The following is a 23,395-nucleotide window of genomic DNA, read 5'->3' on the forward strand; positions in this document are numbered from 1 at the left end:
TTACAGACACAATATGCAGTGAGGTTACGGAGAATGGGGTGGGGGTCCCTTGATCGGGGTCAAGGTTTTTTGATTGGGTACATATCCGTTATTTAGGTAACGGCGGCTTAGGGTTCCGCCCTTACGGCGGGTCACTTTTGGAAAAGAGCCCCAAAAGTAACCAAAAGGGCTCTTGCCCCAACACTCGGCACCTCGCCTAGGCTCGGTGTGCCCGAACGAAGGCTTGAATCCGTGGGCCGCCGTCATGGGCCATCCCTGGCCCAGGACGGCTAACCCGGCGTCCTGCCGGGTTACCCACGGATTCAAGCCTGCGTTCGGCCAGCGTGTTTGACGGGGCGCCTAGGATCAAGATCAAAAGCCAGAGCAAAAGCAGAGCAAAAGCAGACCGAGTTCTAGCTGATATGTGGAGATCCAAATGTGGGAGGGGGCTAGCCCCCGATGAGGGAGTGTCAGTTGATGGATTTGGTACTGACCCACTGCAATCGGGGGCAAGCCCCCTCCCACATTTACCGAGTACACCAGACCCAACTCCGGTCGGCTCTAAGGCCGCCGCGCTTCGGCTCTTGATCTAAAATCGCCCCGTCAAACACGCTGGCCGAACGCAGGCTTTGGAGCGTGGGTAACCCGGCAGGACGCCGGGTTAGCCGCGCTGGGCCATGGATGGCCCATCGCGGCGGCCCACGCTCCAAAGCCGGAGTGAGGGCACACCGAGCCTAGGCGAGGTGCCGAGTGTTGGGGCGAGGACCTTTTGGTTACTTTTGGGTCCCTCCAAAAGTGAGCCGCTGTAAGAGCGGAACCCTAAGCCGCCGTTACCGAAGAAACGGATATGTACTCAATACCACACCACCCCACACACCCCACACACCCCTCACCCCCCTCACCCCCCACTCATATTCATAAACCGCACCACCTGCACCTCCCCCTCCCCACTGAAATCATGCCGCAACGGCTTGCCCTTCAACCCCCTGTGCAACGCCTCGACCAACGGCCCATCCTCCAGCGGATAGCGCCGTAACAACGCGCGAAAATCCAGCGCATCCTCCTGCCCCAGGCACAACAGCAACTGCCCTTCCACCGTCATCCGTACCCGATTACAACCGCCACAGAAATTATGGGAATTTGGCGAAATAAACCCCACCCGCGTCCCAGGATGCCCGGCCAACCGCACATACCGCGCCGGCCCGCCGCTGTTCTCGGTGCTATCGATCAGCCCATGCTCACGGGCAATCACCGCGCGTACTTCATCGCTGGAGCAGAACGTCTCGCCCCGCGATCGCCCCACGTCCCCCAGGGGCATTTCCTCGATAAAACTGATGTCGACACCCTGGTCGATGGCGTACCGCACCAACGCCGGCACCTCGTCGAAGTTGCGCCCTTTCATCACCACGCAGTTGAGCTTGACCCGCTCGAACCCCGCATCCCGCGCGGCCTCGATACCGTCCAGCACCTGGCGCAGGTCTCCGTTACGGGTAATCCCGCGAAAGCGTTGCGCATCCAGGCTGTCGAGGCTGATGTTCATGCGCTTGACCCCCGCCTCCACCAATGGCCGCGCCAGTCGCGCCAACTGCGAGCCATTGCTGGTCATCACCAGTTCACGCAAGCCCGGCAGTGCCGCGATGTTGCGGCACAGCCCGACAATGCCCGGGCGAATCAGCGGTTCGCCCCCGGTGAGGCGGATCTTGCGCACGCCCTGCCCCACGAACAGCGCGGCCAGGCGTTGCAGTTCTTCCAGGGTCAACACCTGCTGGCGCGGCAGGAATGTCATGTTTTTCGCCATGCAGTACACACAACGAAAATCGCAACGGTCGGTCACCGACAAACGCAGGTAATCGATCGAACGGCCCACCCCATCCACCAGGCTCATGTCACTGCACCAACGGTGAGTCGGCGCCCTGCAGCGCGATGCCGCGGATGTCCGCCGCGCCGATCAGGGTTTGCAGGTACTGCACCAATGCCTTCTGCCACACCCCTTGCTGCAACTGGGTGCGAATCGCGACGGCTACCGCTTCATACGGCAACGGCTGGCCTTCGATACGCTGGTCGACACTGATCACATGCCAGCCGTAGCGGCTCTCCAGCGGTTTGGCGGCCAAACCTGGGGCCAGGGTGAACAACTGGCGCTCCAACTCCGGCACGGTCTGGCCTTTGCTCACCTGGCCCAGCGAACCACCCTGTGCCTTGGACGGGCAGGCCGAGTACTTGAGCGCCAGTTCGGCAAACTGGCCCGGATGTTCTTCCAGCGTCAGCAGCAGGACTTCGGCCTGGGTGTGCGCCAGGTGGCGCGCCTCGGCGTCGTCCGGCGCGCACTCGAGCAGGATATGCCGCACCGCCAGCAACGGCGCGCTGTGAAAGCGCCCACGGTTGTTCTCGAAGTAGCGCACGCAGGTGGCTTCGTCGCAGTCGGGCACCGTCACCTCACGCTCCAGCAGCAGGCGCGTGGCGGCTTCTTCTTCGTTCTCGCCGGCGGCGATTTCCACCGCCAGGCCCAGCTCGGCGATCCGCTGTTGCAACAGCTCGCGGATCACCAGCGCGCGGGCGGCCAGGTACACCGCTTCCTCGCGGCTGGCGGCCGGGTGGTATTGCAACTCCAGGGCCATGGCCTCGGGCGTGACCGCCACGCCGTTGACGCTGATGATCGGCCATTCCTGTTCACTGCTGGCGATCAATTCCGGCGCCTTGATCTCCTCGAAAGAGGCCTGGGCCACAGCCTCGGCCATCACCGGTTCCTTGGCCGACGAGCCGCAACCACCGCTGCCGCCGTTACCGCCACCACATCCGCATCCTGTAGTCATGACGTTCTCCTCAATACTTCTGCCGCACGATTTGATAACGACGCCCCAGGTACCAGATCGGCGCGCTGACCATGTGCACCAGGCGGGTAAACGGGAACAGCACAAACAGGGTCAAGCCCAGCGCCACGTGGGCCTTGTAGATCAGCGACACCGGCGCAATCGACTCGGCCGCTTCCACCGGCCGCAACAGCACCACGTTCTGCGCCCAGTCGGCGAGCATCACCATCACCGAGCCGTCCATATGCCCGGTGGAGGCGACGATGGTCAGCAGGCCCAGCAGCAACTGCGCCAGCAACACCAGCAGGATCAAGATGTCCGACGGGCTCGAGGTCGCCCGCACGCGCGGGTCCCCCAGGCGACGCTTGACCAGCATCAGCAGGCCCACCAGGCACAGCAGGCCGAAGAAGCCACCCGAGACCATCGCCAGCAACTGCTTGTGCTCAGTGCTGATCACATGGTGGTAAACCGACGCCGGGGTCAGCAGGCCGACAAAATGCCCGGCCAGCACGAACAGCACGCCGATGTGGAAAAAATTGCTCGCCACGCGCATGCCCCGGTTGTTGAGCATCTGGCTGGAACCGGCCTTCCAGGTGTACTGCGACAGGTCGAACCGTGCCCAACTGCCCAACAGGCAGATCGCCAGGGCCACATAGGGGTACACCCCGAATACCAGCAAATTCCACTTAGACATTACCCACCTCCCCGGCGGGCGCTGCGGCCCGGCCTTCTTGCTGAAAATCCACCCAGTGCAACGGCACCGCGCTTTCTTCGCGGGCCTTGCCCGGACTGCTCGGCATCGAGCTGCAGCGGTCCTGTTGCTCAGCCTGCATAAAGTCCACCGCTTCCTCTTCCCAGATTTTGTCCAGGGCTTCGAGGGAGTCGTCGCGCGGTTCGGCGGCGACCTGGGCACGCAGTTCGGCCACGGCCTGGTGCGGCTCGGCGCCGGCAATCTGCAACAGCGCACGGAAGCAACTGGCATAGCCGCTCTCACGCTCGTCGAGACGCGCAGCGAGCAAGGCCAACAGGTGCGCCACATCCGCCAGGCCCTCCCGGGCCTCGATGTCTTCGCGGGTGGACAGGAACTCCAGGTACAACGGGATGTAGTCCGGCAGCTCCTTGACGCCGATGGCAAAGCCGGCTTCTTCGTACTGGGCCATCATGTCGACCATGGCCTGGCCACGGTCGCGGGACTCGCCGTGCACGTGTTCGAACAACAACAGCGACAGCGAACGGCCCCGGCCAAACAGCGCGCCGTAGTGTTCCTGGCCGTCCATCAGGTCATTGGCGCAGATCAGTTCCAGCAGCTCGAACAACGCACCGCGCTGCTTGGGGCTGATTTCCCGGGATTCGAGAATTGCCTGCTCCAGTTCGTCGCGGCCGTTCACCAAGGTTTCAGTGGGGTAGTCCAGCAGCAACGAAATCACTTTAAGAATGCGCATGGCTCAGTCCTCCCAGATCTGGACGGTTTTCAGCACGTCTCGGCGGTTGGCCTTCTTGGCGCCGAACATGTTGGTGTCGGAGCTGCCGCTGCAACCGCTGCCGAAGCTGAAACCACAGCCGGAGCGTTCGGCGAACGCGTCGCTCATGGCGTCTTCACGGTGGGCGCTCGGTACCACGAAGCGGTCTTCGTAGTTGGCGATGGCCAGGTAGCGGTACATCTCTTCCACCTGTTCAACGCTCAGGCCGACGTCTTCGAGCACTTGCAGGTCCTGTACGCCATCGACTTGCTGGGAGCGTTTGTAGGCGCGCATCGCCAACAAGCGCTTGAGTGCACGCTTGACCGGTTTTTCATCGCCGGCGGTGAGCATGTTCGCCAGGTAACGCAGCGGAATACGCAGGCTGTCCACATCCGGGATCACCCCGTTCATGCCCACGGTGCCGGCCGCGGCGGCGTTCTGGATCGGTGACAGCGGCGGCACGTACCAGACCATCGGCAAGGTGCGGTATTCCGGGTGCAGCGGCAGCGCCAGCTTCCAGTCGACGGCCATTTTGTACACCGGCGAACGCTGGGCCGAGTCGATCACCGACTGCGGCACGCCATCGGCCAGGGCCTGGCGAATCACCGCCGGGTCATTCGGGTCGAGGAAGATCTCCAGTTGCTTCTCGTACAGGTCCTGCTCGTTGGCGGTGCTGGCCACTTCGCTGATACGGTCGGCGTCGTACAGCAACACACCGAGGTAGCGAATCCGACCCACGCAGGTTTCGGCGCACACGGTCGGCATACCGGCTTCGATACGCGGGTAGCAGAAGATGCACTTCTCGGACTTGCCGCTCTTCCAGTTGAAATAGATTTTCTTGTACGGGCAACCGCTGATGCACATGCGCCAGCCCCGGCACTTCTCCTGGTCGATCAGCACGATGCCGTCTTCTTCACGCTTGTAGATCGCACCGCTCGGGCAGGATGCCGCACACGCCGGGTTGAGGCAGTGCTCGCACAGGCGCGGCAGGTACATCATGAAGGTGTTTTCGTACTCGCCATAAATGTCGGCCTGGATCTGGTCGAAGTTCTTGTCCTTGCGACGCTTGGCGAATTCGGTACCGAGGATTTCCTCCCAGTTCGGGCCCCACTCGATCTTTTCCATGCGCTTGCCGGACACCAGCGAACGCGGGCGTGCGGTCGGCTGGTGCTCGCCCAATGGTGCGGTGTGCAAGTGCTGATAGTCGAAGTCGAACGGCTCGTAGTAGTCGTCCAGGCTCGGCAGGTCGGGGTTGGCGAAGATGTTCGCCAACACGCGGAACTTGCCGCCGATGCGGGGGTTGATCGAGCCATTGGCGTTGCGCACCCAGCCGCCCTTCCACTTGTCCTGGTTCTCCCACTCCTTGGGGTAGCCGATACCGGGCTTGGACTCGACGTTGTTGAACCAGGCGTATTCCATGCCTTCACGGCTGGTCCACACGTTTTTGCAGGTGATGGAACAGGTGTGGCAGCCGATGCATTTGTCCAGGTTGAGGACCATGCCGATCTGTGAGCGAATTTTCATCTCAGTTCTCCTCGATGTCAGTCGGCAATGGGCGCGGCAAATCATCGCCGCTGGAGCCATCGAGCCAGTCGACCTTGGCCATCTTGCGCACCACGACAAACTCATCGCGGTTGCAACCGACCGTGCCGTAGTAGTTGAAACCGTAGGCCTGCTGGGCATAGCCGCCGATCATGTGGGTCGGCTTGAGCACCACGCGGGTCACCGAATTGTGGTGGCCGCCGCGGGTCTTGGTGGTTTCCGAACCCGGCACGTTCACGATGCGTTCCTGGGCGTGGTACATCATCACCATGCCTTCCTTGACGCGCTGGCTGACCACCGCACGGGCGGTCAATGCGCCGTTGACGTTGAAGCATTCGATCCAGTCGTTGTCTTCGATGCCGGCGCGCTTGGCGTCGATTTCCGAGAGCCACACGATCGGTCCGCCACGACTCAGGGTGAGCATCAGCAGGTTGTCGCTGTAGGTGCTGTGGATGCCCCACTTCTGGTGCGGGGTGATCCAGTTCAGCACGATCTCGGTCTCGCCATTGCTGCGCTTGCCCTTCACCCCTTCGATGGTGCGGGTGTTGACCGGTGGCCGGTAGCTCATCAGCTGCTCGCCGAACGCCTGCATCCACGGGTGATCCTGATAGAACTGCTGGCGGCCGGTGATGGTGCGCCATGGGATGTTTTCATGGACGTTGGTGTAGCCGGCGTTGTAGCTCACGTGCTCGTCTTCCAGGCCGGACCAGGTCGGGCTGGAGATGATCTTGCGCGGCTGCGCCTGGATGTCGCGGAAGCGAATCGCTTCGTGGGCCTTGGAGATCGCCAGGTGGCTGTGGTCGATGCCGGTGAATTCCGACAGCGCGGCCCAGGCTTTCAAGGCGACCTTGCCGTTGGTTTCCGGGGCCAGGGACAGGATCACTTCGGCGGCGTCGATGGCCGTGTCGATTTTCGGCCGGCCGTGGCTGATGCCCGCAGCGCTTTCGTGATGGTTCAGCTCGCCGAGGAACTCGACTTCTTCGTCGGTGTTCCAGTTGATGCCCTTGCCGCCGTTGCCGAGTTTTTCCAGCATGGGGCCCAGGGACGAGAACTGCTTGTAGATGTTCGGGTAGTCGCGCTCCACCACCGCCATGTTCGGCGCGTTCTTGCCCGGCACCGGCGCCACACCGGCGCTTTTCCAGTCGGTGCCGCCAAACGGCTGGGCCAGTTCGCCGACGCTGTCGTGCATCAACGGGACGGTGACCAGGTCTTGCTCCACGCCCAGGTGGCCGACCGACATGGCCGAGAACGCCTTGGCGATGCCCTTGTAGATTTCCCAGTCGGAACGCGACTCCCACGCCGGGTCGATGGCCGCCGACAACGGGTGAATGAACGGGTGCATGTCCGAGGTGTTCATGTCGTCTTTTTCGTACCAGGTGGCAGTCGGCAAGACGATGTCGGAATACACGCAGGTGGAGGACATGCGGAAGTCGAGGGTGGTCACCAGGTCGAGCTTGCCGATGGCGCCGTCCTCGACCCATTCGGCCTCAGTGGGCTTGCATTCGGTGCTGTGGCCGATGTCTTCGTTCATCACGCCGTTCTTGGTGCCCAACAGGTACTTGAGCATGTACTCATGGCCCTTGCCCGAGGAACCGAGCAGGTTGGAGCGCCAGATAAACATGTTGCGCGGGAAGTTCACCGGGCTGTCCGGCTGTTCGCAGGCGAAGCGCAGGCTGCCGTCCTGCCAGGATTTGACCACGTAGTCCTTCGGCGTCATGCCGGCTGCAGCCGCATCACGGCAAATGTGCAGCGGGTTGGTGTTGAGCTGTGGGGCACTGGGCAACCAGCCGGCGCGTTCGGCGCGGATGTTGTAGTCCAGGGCGTGTTCCGGGAATTGCGACTTGTCGGCCAGCGGCGAGAGCACGTCGTGCATGCTCATCTTCTCGTGGCGCCATTGCGAGCTGTGGCCGTAGAAGAAGCTGGTGCCGTTCATCTGGCGTGGCGGGCGGTTCCAGTCGAGGCCGAAGGCCAGGGGCAGCCAGCCGCATTGCGGGCGCAGTTTTTCCTGGCCGACGTAGTGGGCCCAGCCGCCGCCGGTCTGGCCGACACAACCGCAGAGCATGAGCATATTGATCAGCCCGCGATAGTTCATGTCCATGTGGTACCAGTGGTTCATCGCCGCGCCGACGATGATCATCGAACGGCCCTTGGTCTTGTCGGCGTTGTCGGCGAACTCACGGGCGATCTGGATGGCTTTCTCGCGGCTGACACCGGTGATCGCTTCCTGCCACGCCGGGGTGCCCGGCACGCTGGCGTCGTCGTAGTCCCTGGCCACGTTCTGGCCGCCCAGGCCACGGTCGATGGCCAGGTTGGCGGCGGACAGGTCGAACACCGTCGCCACTTTGGCCACGCTGCCGTCAGCCAGGGTCACGCTGTGCACCGGCACGCGGCGGAACTGCACGGCATCGCCGGCCACGTGCTGGAAGTGCTCGTGGGCTTCGCCGGCAAAATACGGGAAGGCCACTTCGGCGATGTCGTCGCCGATCAAGCTGAGTTTCAGGTCGATGGCACGGCCTTCACCGCCCTCCTTGGCGAGGATGTTCCACTTGCCCTTCTCGCCCCAGCGGTAGCCGATGGAGCCTTGTGGCGACACCAGTTCACCGCTTTCGTCGAGGGCGATGGTTTTCCATTCCGGGTTGTTGTCCTGGCCGAGGTTGCCGGTGAGGTCCGAGGCACGCAGGAAGCGGTCGGGCTGGAAGCCGGCGCCGGGCGCGAACCCGGTCATCGGCTTGAGCATCACCAGCACCGGCAAGTCGGTAAAGCGCTTGGCGTAGTCGGTGAAGTAGGCGCTCGGTTTATCCAGGTGAAATTCCTTGAAGATCACATGGTTGAAGGCCTGGGCCAACGCGGCGTCGGTGCCCTGCTTGGGGTTGAGCCACAGATCGGTGAGCTTGGCCACTTCCGAATAGTCCGGGGTGATGGCCACGGTCTTGGTGCCCTTGTAGCGCACCTCGGTGAAGAAGTGCGCGTCCGGGGTACGGGTCTGCGGGACGTTGGAACCCCAGGCGATGATGTAGTTGGAGTTGTACCAGTCGGCCGATTCGGGCACGTCGGTCTGCTCGCCCCACACCATCGGCGAGGCCGGAGGCAGGTCGCAGTACCAGTCGTAGAAGCTCAGGCACACGCCGCCGAGCAGCGACAGGTAACGCGAACCCGCCGCGTAGCTGACCATCGACATGGCCGGGATCGGCGAGAAGCCGACGATGCGGTCCGGGCCGTATTGCTTGATGGTGTAGACGTTGGAGGCGGCGATGATCTCGTTGACCTCCTCCCAGTTCGAGCGAATGAAACCGCCCATGCCGCGCTTGCTCTTGTACGAGTCGGCCTTGACCTTGTCCTCGACGATGCTCGCCCACGCCTCCACCGGCGACAGGGTCTGGCGCGCCTCACGCCACAGCTTGAGCAGCGGCTTGCGGATCTTCGGGTACTTGAGGCGGTTGGCGCTGTAGATGTACCAGCTGTAGCTGGCACCCCGTGGGCAGCCGCGCGGCTCATGGTTGGGCAGGTCGTTGCGGGTGCGCGGGTAGTCGGTCTGCTGGGTTTCCCAGGTGATCAGGCCGTTCTTCACGTAGATCTTCCACGAGCACGAGCCGGTGCAGTTCACGCCGTGGGTGGAGCGCACGATCTTGTCGTACTGCCAGCGCGAACGGTAGACGTTTTCCCAGTCGCGGGACTCCTTGCGGGTCTCGCCGTGACCGTCGGAGAATTCGTTTTGCTTGCGGTTGAAGAACCGCAGTTGATCCAGTAAGTGACTCATGATGCTTTCCTCATCAGGCGTGCCGTGGGGTGCGTTGCCCCGCGAATTCGTGGTCGATCAGCAGGGTGTGGCGCAGCCTTTGCGGGCGTACCACCACCAGGTCACGACGATGCAGCTCAGGTAGAAACCGACAAACATGTAGAAGGCCATCGCCGGGCTGCCAGTGGCGGCCATGGACGTGCCGAAGGACTTGGGAATGAAGAACGCACCGAAGGCGCCCATGGCCGAACTGAAGCCCAGCACCGCGGCGGATTCCTTACCGGCATCCTTGATCGCCTGCTCGCGCTCGGCGGCGGACTTACCGGCACTGGCCTTCTCGTGCTGGGTGCGGAAGATCACCGGGATCATGCGGAAGGTGGAGCCGTTGCCGACGCCGGTGGTGATGAACAGCAGCATGAACATACCGAGGAAGCCGTAGAAGCTGCCGCCCTGCCCGTTCTGCGGCAAAAAGTGCAGCACGCCGAACACCATCACGATCATCAGCACGAAGTTCCACAAGGTCACCCGTGCGCCGCCCAGCTTGTCCGCCAGCCAGCCGCCGAGTGGGCGTACCAGGGCGCCGACCAGCGGGCCGAGGAAGGCGAATTTCAGCGCCACCACGTCGGGGAACGAGGTCTTGATCAGCAGCGGGAACGCCGCCGAAAAACCGATGAATGAGCCGAAAGTCGCCAGGTACAACCAGCACATCAGCCAGTTGTGCTTGCGCTTGAAGATCACCGCCTGCTCGCTGAACGAAGCGCGGGCGCTGGACAGGTCATTCATGCCGAACCAGGCCGCCACGGTGACGGTGAGGATAAACGGCACCCAGATGAAACCGGCGTTCTGCAGCCAGAGTTGACTGCCATCCGCCAAGGTCTGCGGTTGGCCGCCCACCAGGCCGAACACGCCGAACGTGATCACCAGCGGCACGCAGAACTGCATCACCGATACCCCCAGGTTGCCGAGGCCGGCGTTCAGGCCCAGGGCCGTGCCTTGCTGCGACTTGGGGTAGAAGAAGCTGATGTTGGACATGCTCGAGGCAAAGTTGCCGCCGCCGAAACCGCACAGCAGCGCGATCAGTACAAACACGCTGTAGGGGGTGTTGGGGTCTTGCACCGCAAAGCCCATCCACAGCGACGGCAGCAGCAGCGACGCGGTGCTCAGGGCGGTCCAGCGGCGGCCGCCGAAGATCGGCACCATGAACGAGTAGAACACCCGCAAGGTGGCACCGGACAGGCCCGGCAACGCCGCCAGCCAGAACAACTGGTCGGTGCTGAAGGTAAAGCCGATGGCGTTCAGGCGCACGATCACCGTGCTCCACACCATCCACACGGCGAAGGCCAGCAACAGCGCAGGGATCGAGATCCACAGGTTGCGGGTCGCGGTCTTCTTGCCGCTGGCGCCCCAGAACGCCGGGTCTTCAGGGCGCCAGTCGTGGATCACCGGCCCCGAGCCGGGCTTTTGCGCGATGGACATGTTCATTCTCCTTGGAGAGGTTGGGCGGTTTTGCCCAACAGCGGTTGCTTGCGCATTTCGCTGAAGTACATCCAGGTCAGGGACACCCAGACCACGCCGTACATCAACATGAAGCAGGACGAGCGCACGCCGGTGAGGTCCACCAGGGCGCCAAACAGGATCGGCAGCACAAAGCCGCCCAGGCCACCGGCCAGGCCGACGATGCCGGACACCGCGCCCATGTTCTGTGGGTAGTCATTGGCGATGTACTTGAACACCGAGGCCTTGCCGAACGCGAAGGCGATGCCCATCACGAACAGCAGCACGGTGAACAGGGTGGCGTTGAGGCCGATATGGAAATCCAGGGGACCGTTGACGGTCTGCACCTGCAATTGGGTCTGCGGGTAGCTGAGCAGGAACAGGCAGATCCAGCTCACCCACAGCACCCACCAGGTCACGCTCTGGGCGCCCCAGCGGTCGGACATCCAGCCGCCTACCGCACGCAGCACGCCGCCGGGCAGGGAGAAACACGCGGCCAGCAACGCGGCGCTTTGCAGGCTGAAGCCGTATTCCTGCACGTAGTACTTGGTCATCCACAGCGCCAGGGCCACATAGCCGCCGAACACAATCGAGTAGTACTGGCAGTAGCGCCACACGGCCGGGTCTTTCAGGCACAGCAGCTGCTGGCGCAGGGTGGCGCCGCCGGCACTGCGGTGGGCCTTGTTCTCGCTGGTGAGGAACCAGAACAGTAGCGCGGTGATAAACAGGATCGCGCCGAACACCTTGGGCACCAGGTGCCAGGTGCCGAGGGCGATCAGCGCCGGGGCCAGGAACTTGGTGACGGCGGCGCCCGCGTTGCCGGCGCCGAACACGCCCATGGCAAAGCCCTGGTTGTCTTTGTCGAACCACTTGGCCACGTAGGCGATGCCCACCGAAAACGAACCGCCGGCCAGGCCGACGAACAGGCCCAGCACCAGGAACTGCCAATAGGCGGTGGCGTAGGTGATCAGGTACAGCGGCAGCACACAGGCGAGCATCAACAGGAAGAACACGATGCGCCCGCCGAAGCGGTCAGTCAGCAGGCCCAGGGGCAGGCGTACCAGGGAGCCGGTCAATACCGGGGTAGCGGCCAGCAGGCCGAACTGGGTTTCGTTGAGTTGCAACAGCTCTTTGATGGGTACGCCCAGCACGGCGAACATCATCCACACCATAAAGCAGACGGTGAAGGCGAGTGTGCTCATGCCCAGCACCAGGCCTTGTCTTATACGGGGTTGAGTCACGGTATGCGCTCCAGAAAGTGATTCCATGGGCGCAGGTTAGGGGCGACACCCCCGTGGAACTTGACCCAGGTCAACGTCCGCCTGGGGGGTATGGGGCTATGCTGGCCCCACATACCTCTAAGGAGGTAGTCTTAACAACAAGAGAAAGTCTTTATTTATCAATGGATTGGTCTCTTGTGCCGGCGTTTTCCCGTGGGAGGGTTTGCCGGCAACTCTTTAGAGGTAGTGCGCCAGGGATTGCGGTTTTTCAGCCCTTTTCCCTTTGCAGGTGCCGCCATGCAGGCTTCCAACCCCCTTCGCTTACGCCGCCATGTTTAACTGGCTGCGCAGCTCCCTGCCCGCTCGCGCCGGGCTGGCGGTGATCCTGATCGCCATCCTCGCCCTCGCCAGTTCCTTGAGCGCCGGCCTGATCGCCTGGTTCAGCCAGGGCGACGCGGCCGCCATCAACACCGCCGGTTCGGTGCGTATGGAGACCTACCACCTGAGCTGGAAACTGGCGGCCGGCGCGCCTGCCGACGAGATCGACGCCATCACCCACAGCCTGCAAGGGCGCCTCGACAGCCAATCGCTCAAGGCGGTGCTTGAAGACGGCCCGCGCAGTGCCCTGCTGCAGAGCTACCAACAGATCCAGCAGCGCTGGGACACCGATCTGCGCCCGGCGCTGGCCCGTGGCGACGCGATGCTGTTCCAGGCCAGCGCACCGGGGTTCGTCGAGCAATTGAACCAATTCGTCAGCCTCCTGCAACAACACAGCGAACAGAAACAGGGCTGGCAGCAAAGCATCCAGGGCCTGGCTCTGTTCAGTACGCTGATCATCCTGCTGATCGGCCTGTATGAATTGCAGTACGGCGTGGTCAACCCCCTGGAAGAGCTGGTGCACGCGACCCGGCGCTTTCGTGATGGCGACTTCAAGACCCGGGTCAATCACCGCTCCGAAGACGAGTTGGGGCAACTCGCCCTGAGCTTCAACACCATGGCCGAAACCATTGAACACTCCCACCGCACCCTCGAGAGCCAGGTGCGGCAGAAAACCCTCAACCTGCAACAAGCCAACGCTGCCCTGGAGCTGCTTTACCAGAGCAGCCGCAGCCTGGCCACGCGCCTGGCGAACGCCGAGGGCCTGGATGAACTGATCCGGCGCTTCCAGAAACGCCTGCCGGGGCTGCGCCTGTCGCTGTGCCTGCAAGGGCACTTCCTGGCGCCGGCCCAGCAGATGCTCTCCCTGAATGGAGGGGATAGCCGCAACGTCTGCGCCATCGGTGATTGCGCAACGTGCCAAAAACAGAAAGTGGCGCTCCCCCAGGTATTCAGCATCAGCAACCAGGGCTCGGAACTGGGCGAACTCAAGGCGCACTTCCTCGACGGCCATGCGCCCCAGGACTGGGAGAAACAGTTGATCCAGGCCCTGGCCAACCTGATCGGCACCTCGCTGTCGCTCAAGCGCCAGCGCGAACAGGACCACCGCCTGCTGCTGCTCGACGAACGCACCATCATCGCCCGGGAACTGCACGATTCCCTGGCCCAGGCGCTGTCCTACATGAAGCTGCAGGTCAGCCGCATGCAAACCCTGATCCGCCGTGGCGAACCGGTGGAAACCCTGGCCACCGTCACCGCCGAACTGCGCGACGGCCTGAACAACGCCTACCGCCAACTGCGCGAATTGCTCACCACCTTCCGCCTGCAAATCCACGATGCCGGGCTGGTGCAGGAGCTGCAGGACACCGCCGAGGAGTTCTCGCGGCGTGGCGAGTTCCAGGTGCACCTGCATGTGGACGCCCTGGCCTTCCAACTGTCGGCCAGCGAACAGATCCACTTGTTGCAGGTCACCCGCGAGGCCCTGTCCAATTGCCTGCGCCATGCCCATGCGCAAAACGCCTGGCTGCAACTGCGCCAGGAAGGCGAGACCGTGAGCCTGAGCATCGAGGACGACGGCCGGGGCTTCTGCGGTGAGGTCGACACCCGCGAACACCACGGCCTGACCATCATGGACGAGCGCGCCCGCAGCCTGCATGGCCACCTCGACATCAGCCCCCGCGAGCCCCAAGGCACCCGCGTGCAATTGCGTTTCCAACCGGAATTTCTCGGCCACTCCCTACAAGGCACCGCCTCATGAACACCCTCACCCGCCACCGTATCCTGCTGGTCGACGATCACCCGATGATGCGCCACGGCATGCGCCAGATGCTTGAACTGGAAGACGACCTGCAAGTGGTCGGCGAAGCCGGTAACGGCCAGGAAGCCCTGGACCAGATCGACGGGCTGCAACCGGACCTGGTCCTGCTGGACAACAACATGCCGCACATGAACGGCCTGGAAACCCTGCGCCGCCTGCGGGCCATGAACTATGCCGGCAAGGTGCTGCTGTTTACCGTGTCCGACGCCGAGGACGACATCCGCGATGCGCTGCGCCTGGATGCCAATGGCTATCTGCTCAAGGACATGGAGCCGGAGTTGTTGATCCAGTACATCCGCGATGCGTTGCATGGCGCGCTGGTCATCAGCCCCGGCCTGACCCGCGTCCTGGCCCAGGCCCTGCGCTCGCCACAGCCCCATGCGGCAGTGGAATTGACCGAGCGCGAGCGCCAGGTGCTGAGGACGATTGCCAGTGGGCACAGCAACAAGGTAATCGGGCACAAATTGGGGATTACCGAGGGCACGGTGAAGGTGCATGTGAAGAATCTGCTGCACAAGCTGGGATTGCGGTCGCGGGTCGAGGCGGCGGTCTGGGCGATGGAGCATTTGCGGCAGGCGGGGTGAGGCTGTTTGAGGCTGAACGCGCGGCAGATAGGGCTGTTGTGGTGAGCGGGCTTGTCCCGCGCTGGGCTGCGCAGCAGCCCCAGTCCAGAAGAATGCGGTGTATCAGACACTCTGTAGACACTGGTTTTGGGGCTGCTACGCAGCCCAGCGCGGGACAAGCCCGCTCACCACAAAAAGCCCGCTCACCACAGGGAGATTTGTCAGGGGCTGAAAAGTTGTGTAGATACTCATGCTCATCGGGGGCAAGCCCCCTCCCACATTGTTTACACAAACCCCGCAAGAGGTACCCCCACAGAGGCATATCAACCCCGCCCCAAGCCTTCTACGCTAGCCCATTGCGGAGGCCCAACCATGCTCACCCATCCCCACATCGTGCTCACCCTGCGTCGCCATCACCTGTTCAGCCAGCTCCCGGAAAAAACCTTCCAGGACGTCTGCACCCTGGCCAATCTCAAGCGCCTGCCCGGCCATGCGCCGTTGATGCACCAGGGCGACGCGGCCGAGCGTTTTTTCCTGCTGGTCAGCGGCCAGATCAAGCTGCACCGGGTCACGGGCGAAGGCCAGGAACACCTGGTGGAAATCATCCAGCCCGGCCAGACCTTTGCCGAAGCGCTGCTGTTCACCCAGGCCAAGGCCTATCCGGTGAGCGCCACCGCGCTCAAGGACAGCTTGCTGGTCAGCATCGAAGGCCAGCACTACCGCCGGGCCCTGGAAGACCAGCCGAAAATCTGCCTGGCGATCCTGGCCAGCATGAGCATCCACCTGCATCAGCGCCTCAAGGACATCGACACCCTGACCCTGGCCAGCGCCAGCCGTCGGGTGATCAACTTCCTGTTCCAGGAGCGCGATGCACTGAGTGGCGAGGTGGTGCTGCAAGTGCCCAAGCGCCTGGTGGCGTCGAAGCTGGGGATCCAGCCGGAGACCTTTTCAAGGATCCTGCACCGGCTGGTGGAAGGCGGGTTGATCGAGGTGCAGCGGCGCACCATTCGAATCCTCTGCGAAGAACAGTTGATGGGCTATCAGGCCGGCTGATCAGTGCCCGCTGTGGACCGCTGACGCCCGCCCCGCCCGCTCCAGATTCCGCCACAACCAGGGCGGCAACACATCCGGGTCCAAACTGTCGATCAGATTCTTCAACCCCAGCCCCAATTCCGTATCCCCCTCGATCACCAACCGGCGGCGGAAGAACAGCGTATCCGGATCTTCCTGGCGGCTGGCCAGCAACAGAAACTCCCGCCAATTACCACTGATGCTGACCTGCGCCTCAGCCTTTTGCGCAATCCGCAACCCATCCCGCCCCAGGGTCAGGTACCAGCACAACCCCAGGTCAGGAATACGCAAACACAGCCAACGCCCGCGCAGCAGGTCAAACCCGCCGTCGCGCAGGGGTTCGGCCAGGCAGCGGTTGAGGGCTTGCTGCAGGGCCAGGCGCTGTACGCCAAATGGCACGCGGCGGATCAATGGCAACAACCGGTCGGCCCCCTTGAGCAGCCATGGTTTACGACTCAGCACAGGCCCACCTCCTCAACCCGCAACATGCCCGCCTGGCCGTGCCAGTAGCCGTTGCAGCCTTCGACATACAGCGGCGGCGTAGCGCCCTGGCGTACCTGGTCGTAGGCACGCACCACCTCGACCATGCCCTCGGCCCGTGGGCTCAGGCGCAACAGGTCGGCGCCGCTGGACACCAGGCCGGGGTAATCGGCCAGCAGGTTGGTAACGTCGGCGGACATGGTCTGGATGCCGTTCAAGGTGAACAGCGCCTGCCCTTCCTGGCTGGTCAGGGGCATGCCGTCGGGGTAGTTGATGCAGCAGAACTGGCAATCGTCCTTGGGGCGGTTTTCCGCGCGGGCGGTGAAGCAACGCGCCGAGTACGCCAGAGGCAAATGGCCGTAGGCGAAGATCTCCACTTCGGGCAACGGCCGGCCCAATTCGCGCACCTGTTCCAGCACGTCGGCGATCAGGCCCTGGGAGCATTCCACCGGCGGCACCCAGCGCTGCATGCCGGCGTCAAGCAGTTGCACCAGGGCGTGACCGTTGTAGAGGTTGAGCGCCGGGCCGCCGACAAAGGGCAATTTTCGCTCGATCAGCATCTGCACCGCGCCCATGTCGTTGGCCTCCACCAGCCACTCGCCGTTGTCGCACAGGCGGCGCAGGCTCGACAGTTCGGAGGCGGCTTCGATCAAGGTCAAGCTCGACAACACGATCTGCGCCGAGCTGCAGGTTTGCAGCTCCCGGCCCAGCCCCAACCAACGGTCCAGGGAAAACGCGCGGCGCTTGGCGCACACGGTTTCGCCCAGGTAAATCACGTCCAGGGGCAAGCCGGCCATGTCCGAGTAGAAGCGCCCCAGGTGTTCCTTATCCCAATAAAACAGCACCGGTCCCAGGCTGAGTTTCATCTGTGTCTCCTCACTGCCATGCACGATGGTAGGCGCCGAGTGTGGTCTGGCTGCCTTCGGATAACCCGGCCAGCACCTGGCGCCATTGGTCCTTGACCACAAAGCTGGCCGGTGCGCTGCGGTGGGCGTCGAGCGCGGCGCGCCAGACCCGGGTGACTTGTTCCACATACGCCGGGCTGCGTTGGCGGCCTTCGATCTTGACCGCTTCGACGCCGATGGCGCTGAGCTCCGGCAGCAGGTCGAGGGTGTCGAGGCTGGTGGGTTCTTCGAGGGCATGGAAGCGTTTGCCGCCGACCAGGAAGCGGCCCTTGCAAAGGGTCGGGTAACCGGCGGGTTCGTCGGCGGTATAGCGGTCGATCAGTACTTCGCTCAGGCGCGCACTCAAGCCCTCGGCATCTTCGCTCCAGCGCACCGCCTTGGCCGGCGAGCACACGCCGCACAGGTTCGGCGACTCGCCGGTGATATAGGAAGACAGGTGGCAACGCCCCTCGGCCATGATGCACAGGCTGCCGAAACCGAACACTTCGATGGGCACCGGGCTGCTCGCAGCCACCTGCTTGACCTGGGCCAGGGACAACACACGGGGCAATACCGCGCGGCGAATGCCATAGCGTTCGGCATAGAACTTCAGCGCCGCCGCGTGGGTGGCCGAGCCCTGTACCGACAGGTGCAAGGCCATGTGCGGATGCTGGCGGCTGGCGTAGTCGAGCACGCCGGGGTCGGCGGCGATCAGGGCGTCCACGCCGTGGTCCGCCGCGCGGTCGACGGCGCGTTGCCAGCGTGCCCAGATCTTCGGTTGCGGGTAGGTATTGACCGCCACGTACAGCTTGCGCTGGTGCTGGCGAATAAAGGCGACGGCACCGTCGAACTGTTTGTCGTCCATGTTCAACCCGGCAAAGTGCCGGGCATTGGTGTCATCGCGAAAACCGACATACACCGCATCGGCGCCTTGGCGCACCGCGGCTTTAAGCGCAGGCAGGTTGCCTGCCGGGCAGACCAGTTGCATGGGGGCTCCTCAGAGAAATTCAGCGAAAGACACAAACAGCACCGGTTCATCCTTGAGCACCTGGTGCTCACGCTCGACGATCACCAGGCCATCGGCCCAACAGGCGGCGGTGAGCATCGCCGAGCTTTGCTGGGGGTGCAGCACGGCGCACAATTGCCCGTCCTCGCCAGGGCTCAGGCGTGCACGCAGGTACTGGCGGCGCTTGTTGGGCTTGAGCCATTCGAATGCGGCCGGCACCTGGATCGGCACCGGCAACACCCGCTCCACTCCTTGGGCGCGCAGCAGGAACGGACGCACCACCACCAGCGCGGTGATCAACGCCGCCGACGGGTTACCGGGCAGGCCCAGCCACGGCTTGCCCGCCACGTCGCCAAATGCCAGGGGTTTGCCGGGCTGGATCGCCAGGCGCCAGAAGTCCACGCGGCCGAGCGCCTCGATGGCCTGCTTGAGATGGTCCTCCTCACCCACCGACACCCCCGCCGAGGTCAGCAACAGGTCGCATTCAGACGAGGCCAGGGCCAGCGCATCACGGCTGGCGGCCAGTTCATCCGCCATCACGCCGTAGTCGTGCACGTCCACGCCCCAGCCACGCAACAAGGCAGCCAGGGCATAGCGGTTGCTGTTGTAGATCTGCCCCGGCACCAGCGCTTCGCCCGGGTCACGCAGCTCGTTGCCGCTGCTGAGCAGGCACACCCGCAACGGGCGATAGACTTTCAACCGAGGGATGCCGGCCGAGGCCAGCAAGCCGATGTCCTGGGCGCGCAGGCGCTTGCCGACGGCGATCAGGGTCTGCCCACGCTGCAACTCTTCACCCTGCTTGCGCACATGCTCGCCGAGACGTACCGGCGGGCACCAGATGCGCTGGCCGTACAGGCGACAACGCTCCTGGGGCACCACCGTGTCGGCGCCGGGCGGTAGCGGCGCACCGGTAAAGATGCGCACGGCCTGCCCGGCCTGCACCCTCACCTTGCTGTGCTGCCCCGCCGCAATGCGCCCGGCGAGCATCAGGTAGCCGCCTTCGGCCGGTACGTCCTCGGCGCGCAGGGCGTAGCCGTCCATGGCGCTGTTGTCGAAGCCGGGCAAATCCAGGGGTGAGAACAGTTCTTCGGCGACCACCCGCCCCAGCGCCTGCTCCAGGCCAATCACCTGGGTGCTCGGCGGCGGCGGCGCCTGGGCCAGCAGCGCGGCGATGGCCTCGTCCACCGGCATCAGGTGGCCGCTGTCACACACCGAGACACTCATGAACGCGACTCGCAGGCTTGCAGGATTTGCTCAGGCTGGGGCTTGAGGTGCGGCACGAAGTTGCACGGGCCGGTGCGGCTGTCCAACTGTTCCGCCAGGATCCTGTCCCAGCCGGTGCGGCATGCGCCCGGCGAGCCCGGCATGCAGCACACCAGCACGCCGTTGCTGATGCCGGCCAGGGCGCGGGACTGCAAGGTGGAAGTGCCGATTTCGGCCAAGGACACCTGGCGGAACAGCTCACCGAAGCCTTCGACATGTTTGTCCAGCAACGGCAGCACCGCCTGGGGCGTGTTGTCGCGGGCGGTGAAACCGGTACCGCCGGTCATCAGCACCACTTGCACCTCGGGGTCGGCGATCCACAGGGACACCTGCGCACGAATCTGGTAGATATCGTCGATCACCAGGCCACGGTCGATAAGCACATGCCCGGCACTTTCGAGGCGGTCCACCAGGGTCTGGCCGGAGGTGTCGGTGTCGAGGGTACGGGTGTCACTGATGGTCAGCACGGCGATGTTCAGGGGCACGAACGTGCGTTGTTTCAAATGGGCCATGATCAAGGCTCCAGGCGTCAAGAAAGTTGCCGTCAGCCTGCGCCGCAACGGGCGCAGGGCCTATTCCTCCAAGGAGGTATCTCGTTCAGGGGGCCAGGCGCGTGCGCTGCCAAATGCCCCCGTGCAGGCGGTAGTCGAGACGGTCATGCAGACGGTCGGGCCGGCCCTGCCAGAACTCGATGCGCTGCGGTTGCAGGCGGTAACCGCCCCAATGCTCGGGCCGTGGTGGTTGCTGCCCGGCGAAACGCTCGGTGACGTCACGCAGGCGGCTTTCCAACTCGCTGCGATGGCCAAGGGGCTGGCTTTGCGGCGACGCCCAGGCGCCCAACTGGCTGGCGGCCGGTCGCGCATCGAAATAATCGTCCGACAGCTGCGCATCCGCTCGAACCACCGGGCCTTCGATACGCACCTGACGCTCCAGCCCCGGCCAGAAAAACGTCATGGCCGCATGGGGATTGCTCGCCAACTCCTGGCCCTTGGCACTCTGGTAATGGCCGAAAAAGAAAAAACCCTCGGCACTGAAACCCTTGAGCAGCAGGATGCGACAGTGGGCATGCCCATCATGATCGACCGTAGCCAAGGCCATGCTATTGGCCTCGGCCGGCGGCACCTCGGTTTTACGCGCCTGATCCAGCCACTGGCCGAACAGCACCAAGGGATCGTCCTGCACCAAGTCATCACGCAGGCCATAAAGGGTGTAGTTGCGGCGCAATTGCGCAAGAGACAGGGGCATGGCGCAGTCCTCCAGAAAGTTCGCCACAGTGTGGGAACTACCACGAAGTTATCCCTTGACCGCGATCAACATTCGCCCGTGGCATGACGCCGCATGTGATTGCTTGAGGTGTGGGGGGCTACACAACGGATCGCGTTGCTGTTGCTGTTGCTGTTGCTGTTGCTGTTGCTGTTGCTGTTGCTGTTGCTGTTGCTGTTGCTCTGGCTGTTGCTCTGGCTCTGCTTTTGATCTTGATCTCAGGCGCCCCGTCAAACACGCTGGCCGAACGCAGGCTTGAATCGGTGGGTAACCCGGCAGGACGCCGGGTTAGCCGTCCTGGGCCAGGGATGGCCCATGACGGCGGCCCACGGATTCAAGCCGGAGTGAGGGCACACCGAGCCTAGGCGAGGTGCCGAGTGTTGGGGCGAGGACCTTTTGCTTACTTTTGGGTCCCTCCAAAAGTGAGCCGCTGTAAGAGCGGAACCATAGGTGGCCGTTACCGTAGCAACGGATATGTACTCGGCCTGATCCAACATCCTGGTCGGCTGTCAGGCCGCCATCGGGGGCAAGTCGAATCGTCGCACCGCCCCTCCCACATGTGATCTCTGTACATCAGGTAGATATCAGTCTGCTCTGGATCTCACTCCATTACCGCAGCAACACCCGCGCGACCACATCCGCCTGGAGAACGACCTGTTGTTTACCAGGGCGCTCAGTCCGCCTGCCTGATCAACGCAACATCAGCTTGGCCACGATCACGATCACAACCATATGCCCCAGGATGCTGCGACGAATCCACGTCGCACGCCGGGGGCTCAAGCGCTGGTGACTCAGCAGGTACGCCAGCCACAGGTAATGGCCGATGATGCTCAGGGCCAGCAGGATTTTCAGGCTCAGCAGCGCGGCGAAGTGGCTGGCCCAGGGCACCGCCAACAGCCCGCGATAGTGCCAGGCCAGGCCGATGCCGGCGCCGTACAGCAGCACCACCACGCCGTGCAGTACCTGGCGCGAACGCCGTGCAATGGCATGGTCGGAGGTGAACTGCGCCGACCAGGCCAGCTCCTCGCGGGCGCTGTGCCAGATCACCACTTCGAAAAACAGCGTGCCGATAAACGCAATCGCCGCCAGCAGATGCACGATCAACAAGGTGGAATAGAGCATGACGTCCTCCTAGCCCGGATGCCCATCGACCCGTGCCTGCCACAGCATCGGGCCATACCGCCACAGGTACAGGCCGAGCCCGAGGGTCCAGCACACCCCCGCCAGCCACAACGCGGCCATCGGCAACAGCAGGACCAGCACCACCCGGCACACACACGCCAGGTTCAGCAGCCCAAAGGCCAGGGTCATCCCTGCGGGCGGCTGCAACGGGCGGCCGGTGTGGCCCAGGCTGACGCGGGCGATCATGGCCAGGATCAGCCCGGCCATGGCGCCGATGGTCAATGCATGCACGGCCAGGCTGGGATTGAGCGGCGCGCCGCAGTGCCACAGCGCCATGCCCAGGCAGGCCACGGCCAGCCAGGCATACGCCAGGTGCAATGACCACAGCAGCGGCACGCGCCACAGGCCACGATCATGCCAGCGGGCCAGGCGCACCAGGTGCCCCAGCCCGAGGGCGGCGAACAGCAGGCCGATCCACAGGTTGGCGCCCAACGCGGGCCCTGCGGCATACAGCACGGCGATCAGCAGCGAGCCGCCAAGCAATATAAGGTCCAGCCACACCCAGGGTTTGACCGCTTCGACCCGGCCCAAACCGCGCTGGGTGAAAAACGGAATCACCCGTCCGCCGATCAGGCCCATCATCGCCGCCACCAGCCACAGGCCGGTGAGCACCGCCTGGCGTTGCAGGCCGGGGTCATTGCGCAGCAAGCCATACAGCGACAGCGCATCGGCCACGGTCAGCAGCGCCAGCACCAGCACAATCGGGTAATTACGCTTCTGTCTTACCTGCCAGAGGGTCCAGCCCATCACCGCGGCGACGGCCAAGGGAAAGGTCAGTTCCAGCACCGCCAGCAGCGGCCAGTGCAGGTTGAACAACCAGCCCAGGCGCGCCGCCAGCCACACGCCGGCAAGCAGCGCCAGGGCATTGCCGCTGATGCCCGGGCGGCCGGTCCAGGTCTGCACTGCCGTGAGCAGGAACCCGGCGATGATCGCCACGCCGAAGCCGAACAGCAGCTCATGGCGATGCCAGGCCAGCCAGCCGCCAGCGGGTTGCCAACTGCCGAGGTGCCCGCCCAGGGCCAGCAGCCACAGGGGAATTGCCAGCGCCGCCAACACACAGGCGCCGAGAAAGAATGGCCGGAAGGCCAGGCGAAACAACGGGGTAATCGACATGGCCTTGCGCCGATCGAGCACTTGCATGACACGGTCTCCCTTCAGGACTGCGGCAATCTTGCGCCGATACCTGCGTATTGCCCTTGTCGTAGATCAAGTCGCTATCGGGGCCAAGGGATTACCCTCGCGCCTATA

20 protein-coding genes are annotated in these 23,395 nt (G+C 63.7%); 4 read left to right on the top strand and 16 right to left on the bottom strand.

Translation table 11 applies throughout. The annotated features are described in order from the left end of the window. Positions 1-877: 877 nt before the first annotated feature. From moaA to BLQ09_RS13535, 8 genes are read right to left on the bottom strand one after another with little or no spacing between them, the layout of a single operon-like run. A complete protein-coding gene (moaA, locus tag BLQ09_RS13500) occupies positions 878-1,864 on the bottom strand; it encodes a GTP 3',8-cyclase MoaA (protein WP_092357302.1) in 987 nt (328 codons plus the stop codon). 1 nt (position 1,865) lies between these two features. Continuing rightward, positions 1,866-2,792, bottom strand: coding sequence for a peptidylprolyl isomerase (locus tag BLQ09_RS13505; protein WP_027607171.1), 927 nt, complete (start codon positions 2,790-2,792; stop codon positions 1,866-1,868). A 10-nt stretch (positions 2,793-2,802) separates the two neighbouring features. Continuing rightward, positions 2,803-3,483, bottom strand: coding sequence for a respiratory nitrate reductase subunit gamma (gene narI, locus BLQ09_RS13510; RefSeq protein WP_027607172.1), 681 nt, complete (start codon positions 3,481-3,483; stop codon positions 2,803-2,805). Beyond that, entirely contained in the window at positions 3,476-4,231 is a 756-nt protein-coding gene (narJ, locus tag BLQ09_RS13515; RefSeq protein ID WP_027607173.1) for a nitrate reductase molybdenum cofactor assembly chaperone, read from the bottom strand. Before narJ ends, narI begins: the two co-directional genes overlap by 8 nt. A 3-nt stretch (positions 4,232-4,234) precedes the next feature. Beyond that, entirely contained in the window at positions 4,235-5,773 is a 1,539-nt protein-coding gene (narH, locus tag BLQ09_RS13520; RefSeq protein WP_027607174.1) for a nitrate reductase subunit beta, read from the bottom strand. Position 5,774: 1 nt separating this feature from the next. Beyond that, the gene (locus BLQ09_RS13525; protein WP_092357304.1) at positions 5,775-9,548 is read right to left on the bottom strand and encodes a nitrate reductase subunit alpha; all 3,774 of its coding nucleotides are present in this window, start codon (positions 9,546-9,548) and stop codon (positions 5,775-5,777) included. 57 nt (positions 9,549-9,605) lie between these two features. Then, positions 9,606-11,003, bottom strand: coding sequence for a NarK family nitrate/nitrite MFS transporter (locus BLQ09_RS13530; protein ID WP_092357306.1), 1,398 nt, complete (start codon positions 11,001-11,003; stop codon positions 9,606-9,608). A 2-nt stretch (positions 11,004-11,005) separates the two neighbouring features. After that, positions 11,006-12,262, bottom strand: coding sequence for an MFS transporter (locus BLQ09_RS13535; RefSeq protein ID WP_092357308.1), 1,257 nt, complete (start codon positions 12,260-12,262; stop codon positions 11,006-11,008). Between the two features lie 310 nt (positions 12,263-12,572). Here BLQ09_RS13535 and BLQ09_RS13540 point away from each other — a divergent pair, with 310 nt between their 5' ends. From BLQ09_RS13540 to BLQ09_RS13550, 3 genes are all read left to right on the top strand, one after another. Beyond that, a complete protein-coding gene (locus BLQ09_RS13540; RefSeq protein ID WP_092357310.1) occupies positions 12,573-14,375 on the top strand; it encodes a HAMP domain-containing protein in 1,803 nt (600 codons plus the stop codon). Beyond that, positions 14,372-15,019 (top strand): two-component system response regulator NarL, encoded by a 648-nt coding sequence (gene narL / locus BLQ09_RS13545; protein WP_027607179.1) that lies wholly within the window; start codon positions 14,372-14,374, stop codon positions 15,017-15,019. The genes BLQ09_RS13540 and narL overlap by 4 nt, the downstream gene beginning before the upstream one ends. Before the next feature lie 351 nt (positions 15,020-15,370). Further along, entirely contained in the window at positions 15,371-16,051 is a 681-nt protein-coding gene (locus tag BLQ09_RS13550) for a Crp/Fnr family transcriptional regulator (RefSeq protein WP_092357312.1), read from the top strand. Here the strand turns inward: BLQ09_RS13550 and BLQ09_RS13555 are convergent, their stop codons facing one another. The 6 genes from BLQ09_RS13555 to pdxH all read right to left on the bottom strand — a co-directional run bounded on the left by BLQ09_RS13555 (position 16,052) and on the right by pdxH (position 20,947). Beyond that, positions 16,052-16,531, bottom strand: a complete 480-nt coding sequence (locus BLQ09_RS13555; RefSeq protein ID WP_092357314.1) for a ubiquinone anaerobic biosynthesis accessory factor UbiT — start codon at positions 16,529-16,531, stop codon at positions 16,052-16,054. Beyond that, complete coding sequence (locus tag BLQ09_RS13560) at positions 16,525-17,415, bottom strand: U32 family peptidase (RefSeq protein ID WP_092357316.1); 891 nt, start codon at positions 17,413-17,415, stop codon at positions 16,525-16,527. Before BLQ09_RS13560 ends, BLQ09_RS13555 begins: the two co-directional genes overlap by 7 nt. Positions 17,416-17,425: 10 nt before the next feature. Further along, positions 17,426-18,421 carry a ubiquinone anaerobic biosynthesis protein UbiU gene (locus BLQ09_RS13565; RefSeq protein ID WP_065948136.1) on the bottom strand — a complete coding sequence of 332 codons (996 nt, stop codon included), beginning with the start codon at positions 18,419-18,421 and terminating at the stop codon, positions 17,426-17,428. A 9-nt stretch (positions 18,422-18,430) separates the two neighbouring features. Further along, positions 18,431-19,663 carry a molybdopterin molybdotransferase MoeA gene (gene glp, locus BLQ09_RS13570; RefSeq protein WP_092357318.1) on the bottom strand — a complete coding sequence of 411 codons (1,233 nt, stop codon included), beginning with the start codon at positions 19,661-19,663 and terminating at the stop codon, positions 18,431-18,433. Continuing rightward, positions 19,660-20,214, bottom strand: coding sequence for a molybdenum cofactor biosynthesis protein B (gene moaB, locus BLQ09_RS13575; RefSeq protein WP_027607185.1), 555 nt, complete (start codon positions 20,212-20,214; stop codon positions 19,660-19,662). Before moaB ends, glp begins: the two co-directional genes overlap by 4 nt. A gap of 85 nt (positions 20,215-20,299) precedes the next feature. Beyond that, positions 20,300-20,947 (bottom strand): pyridoxamine 5'-phosphate oxidase, encoded by a 648-nt coding sequence (gene pdxH / locus BLQ09_RS13580; protein WP_092357320.1) that lies wholly within the window; start codon positions 20,945-20,947, stop codon positions 20,300-20,302. A gap of 99 nt (positions 20,948-21,046) precedes the next feature. On the opposite strand from pdxH, the gene BLQ09_RS31545 reads away from it, so the two are divergent. Then, positions 21,047-21,175, top strand: a complete 129-nt coding sequence (locus tag BLQ09_RS31545; protein ID WP_256568784.1) for a hypothetical protein — start codon at positions 21,047-21,049, stop codon at positions 21,173-21,175. Positions 21,176-21,655: 480 nt separating this feature from the next. Here the strand turns inward: BLQ09_RS31545 and BLQ09_RS13595 are convergent, their stop codons facing one another. Continuing rightward, positions 21,656-22,087 carry a membrane protein gene (locus BLQ09_RS13595; RefSeq protein WP_027607187.1) on the bottom strand — a complete coding sequence of 144 codons (432 nt, stop codon included), beginning with the start codon at positions 22,085-22,087 and terminating at the stop codon, positions 21,656-21,658. Positions 22,088-22,096: 9 nt separating this feature from the next. After that, positions 22,097-23,287: an NnrS family protein gene (locus BLQ09_RS13600; protein ID WP_027607188.1), complete on the bottom strand. Its 1,191-nt coding sequence runs from the start codon at positions 23,285-23,287 to the stop codon at positions 22,097-22,099. Positions 23,288-23,395 lie beyond the last annotated feature (108 nt).

This window comes from Pseudomonas sp. NFACC25 (assembly GCF_900100935.1).
Taxonomy (GTDB): Bacteria; Pseudomonadota; Gammaproteobacteria; order Pseudomonadales; family Pseudomonadaceae; genus Aquipseudomonas; species Aquipseudomonas marginalis.

Excerpts from the sequence above, each read along its gene's own strand:
- moaA (WP_092357302.1), bottom strand. The coding sequence starts at position 1,864 with ATGAGCCTGGTGGATGGGGTGGGCCGTTCGATCGATTACCTGCGTTTG.
- BLQ09_RS13550 (WP_092357312.1), top strand. The coding sequence starts at position 15,371 with ATGCTCACCCATCCCCACATCGTGCTCACCCTGCGTCGCCATCACCTG.
- BLQ09_RS13565 (WP_065948136.1), bottom strand. The coding sequence starts at position 18,421 with ATGCAACTGGTCTGCCCGGCAGGCAACCTGCCTGCGCTTAAAGCCGCG.
- narH (WP_027607174.1), bottom strand. The coding sequence starts at position 5,773 with ATGAAAATTCGCTCACAGATCGGCATGGTCCTCAACCTGGACAAATGC.
- narJ (WP_027607173.1), bottom strand. The coding sequence starts at position 4,231 with ATGCGCATTCTTAAAGTGATTTCGTTGCTGCTGGACTACCCCACTGAA.
- BLQ09_RS13595 (WP_027607187.1), bottom strand. The coding sequence starts at position 22,087 with ATGCTCTATTCCACCTTGTTGATCGTGCATCTGCTGGCGGCGATTGCG.
- BLQ09_RS13505 (WP_027607171.1), bottom strand. The coding sequence starts at position 2,792 with ATGACTACAGGATGCGGATGTGGTGGCGGTAACGGCGGCAGCGGTGGT.
- narL (WP_027607179.1), top strand. The coding sequence starts at position 14,372 with ATGAACACCCTCACCCGCCACCGTATCCTGCTGGTCGACGATCACCCG.
- BLQ09_RS13560 (WP_092357316.1), bottom strand. The coding sequence starts at position 17,415 with ATGAAACTCAGCCTGGGACCGGTGCTGTTTTATTGGGATAAGGAACAC.
- BLQ09_RS13530 (WP_092357306.1), bottom strand. The coding sequence starts at position 11,003 with ATGTCCATCGCGCAAAAGCCCGGCTCGGGGCCGGTGATCCACGACTGG.
- glp (WP_092357318.1), bottom strand. The coding sequence starts at position 19,663 with ATGAGTGTCTCGGTGTGTGACAGCGGCCACCTGATGCCGGTGGACGAG.
- BLQ09_RS13525 (WP_092357304.1), bottom strand. The coding sequence starts at position 9,548 with ATGAGTCACTTACTGGATCAACTGCGGTTCTTCAACCGCAAGCAAAAC.
- BLQ09_RS13600 (WP_027607188.1), bottom strand. The coding sequence starts at position 23,287 with ATGCAAGTGCTCGATCGGCGCAAGGCCATGTCGATTACCCCGTTGTTT.
- moaB (WP_027607185.1), bottom strand. The coding sequence starts at position 20,214 with ATGGCCCATTTGAAACAACGCACGTTCGTGCCCCTGAACATCGCCGTG.
- pdxH (WP_092357320.1), bottom strand. The coding sequence starts at position 20,947 with ATGCCCCTGTCTCTTGCGCAATTGCGCCGCAACTACACCCTTTATGGC.
- narI (WP_027607172.1), bottom strand. The coding sequence starts at position 3,483 with ATGTCTAAGTGGAATTTGCTGGTATTCGGGGTGTACCCCTATGTGGCC.
- BLQ09_RS13540 (WP_092357310.1), top strand. The coding sequence starts at position 12,573 with ATGTTTAACTGGCTGCGCAGCTCCCTGCCCGCTCGCGCCGGGCTGGCG.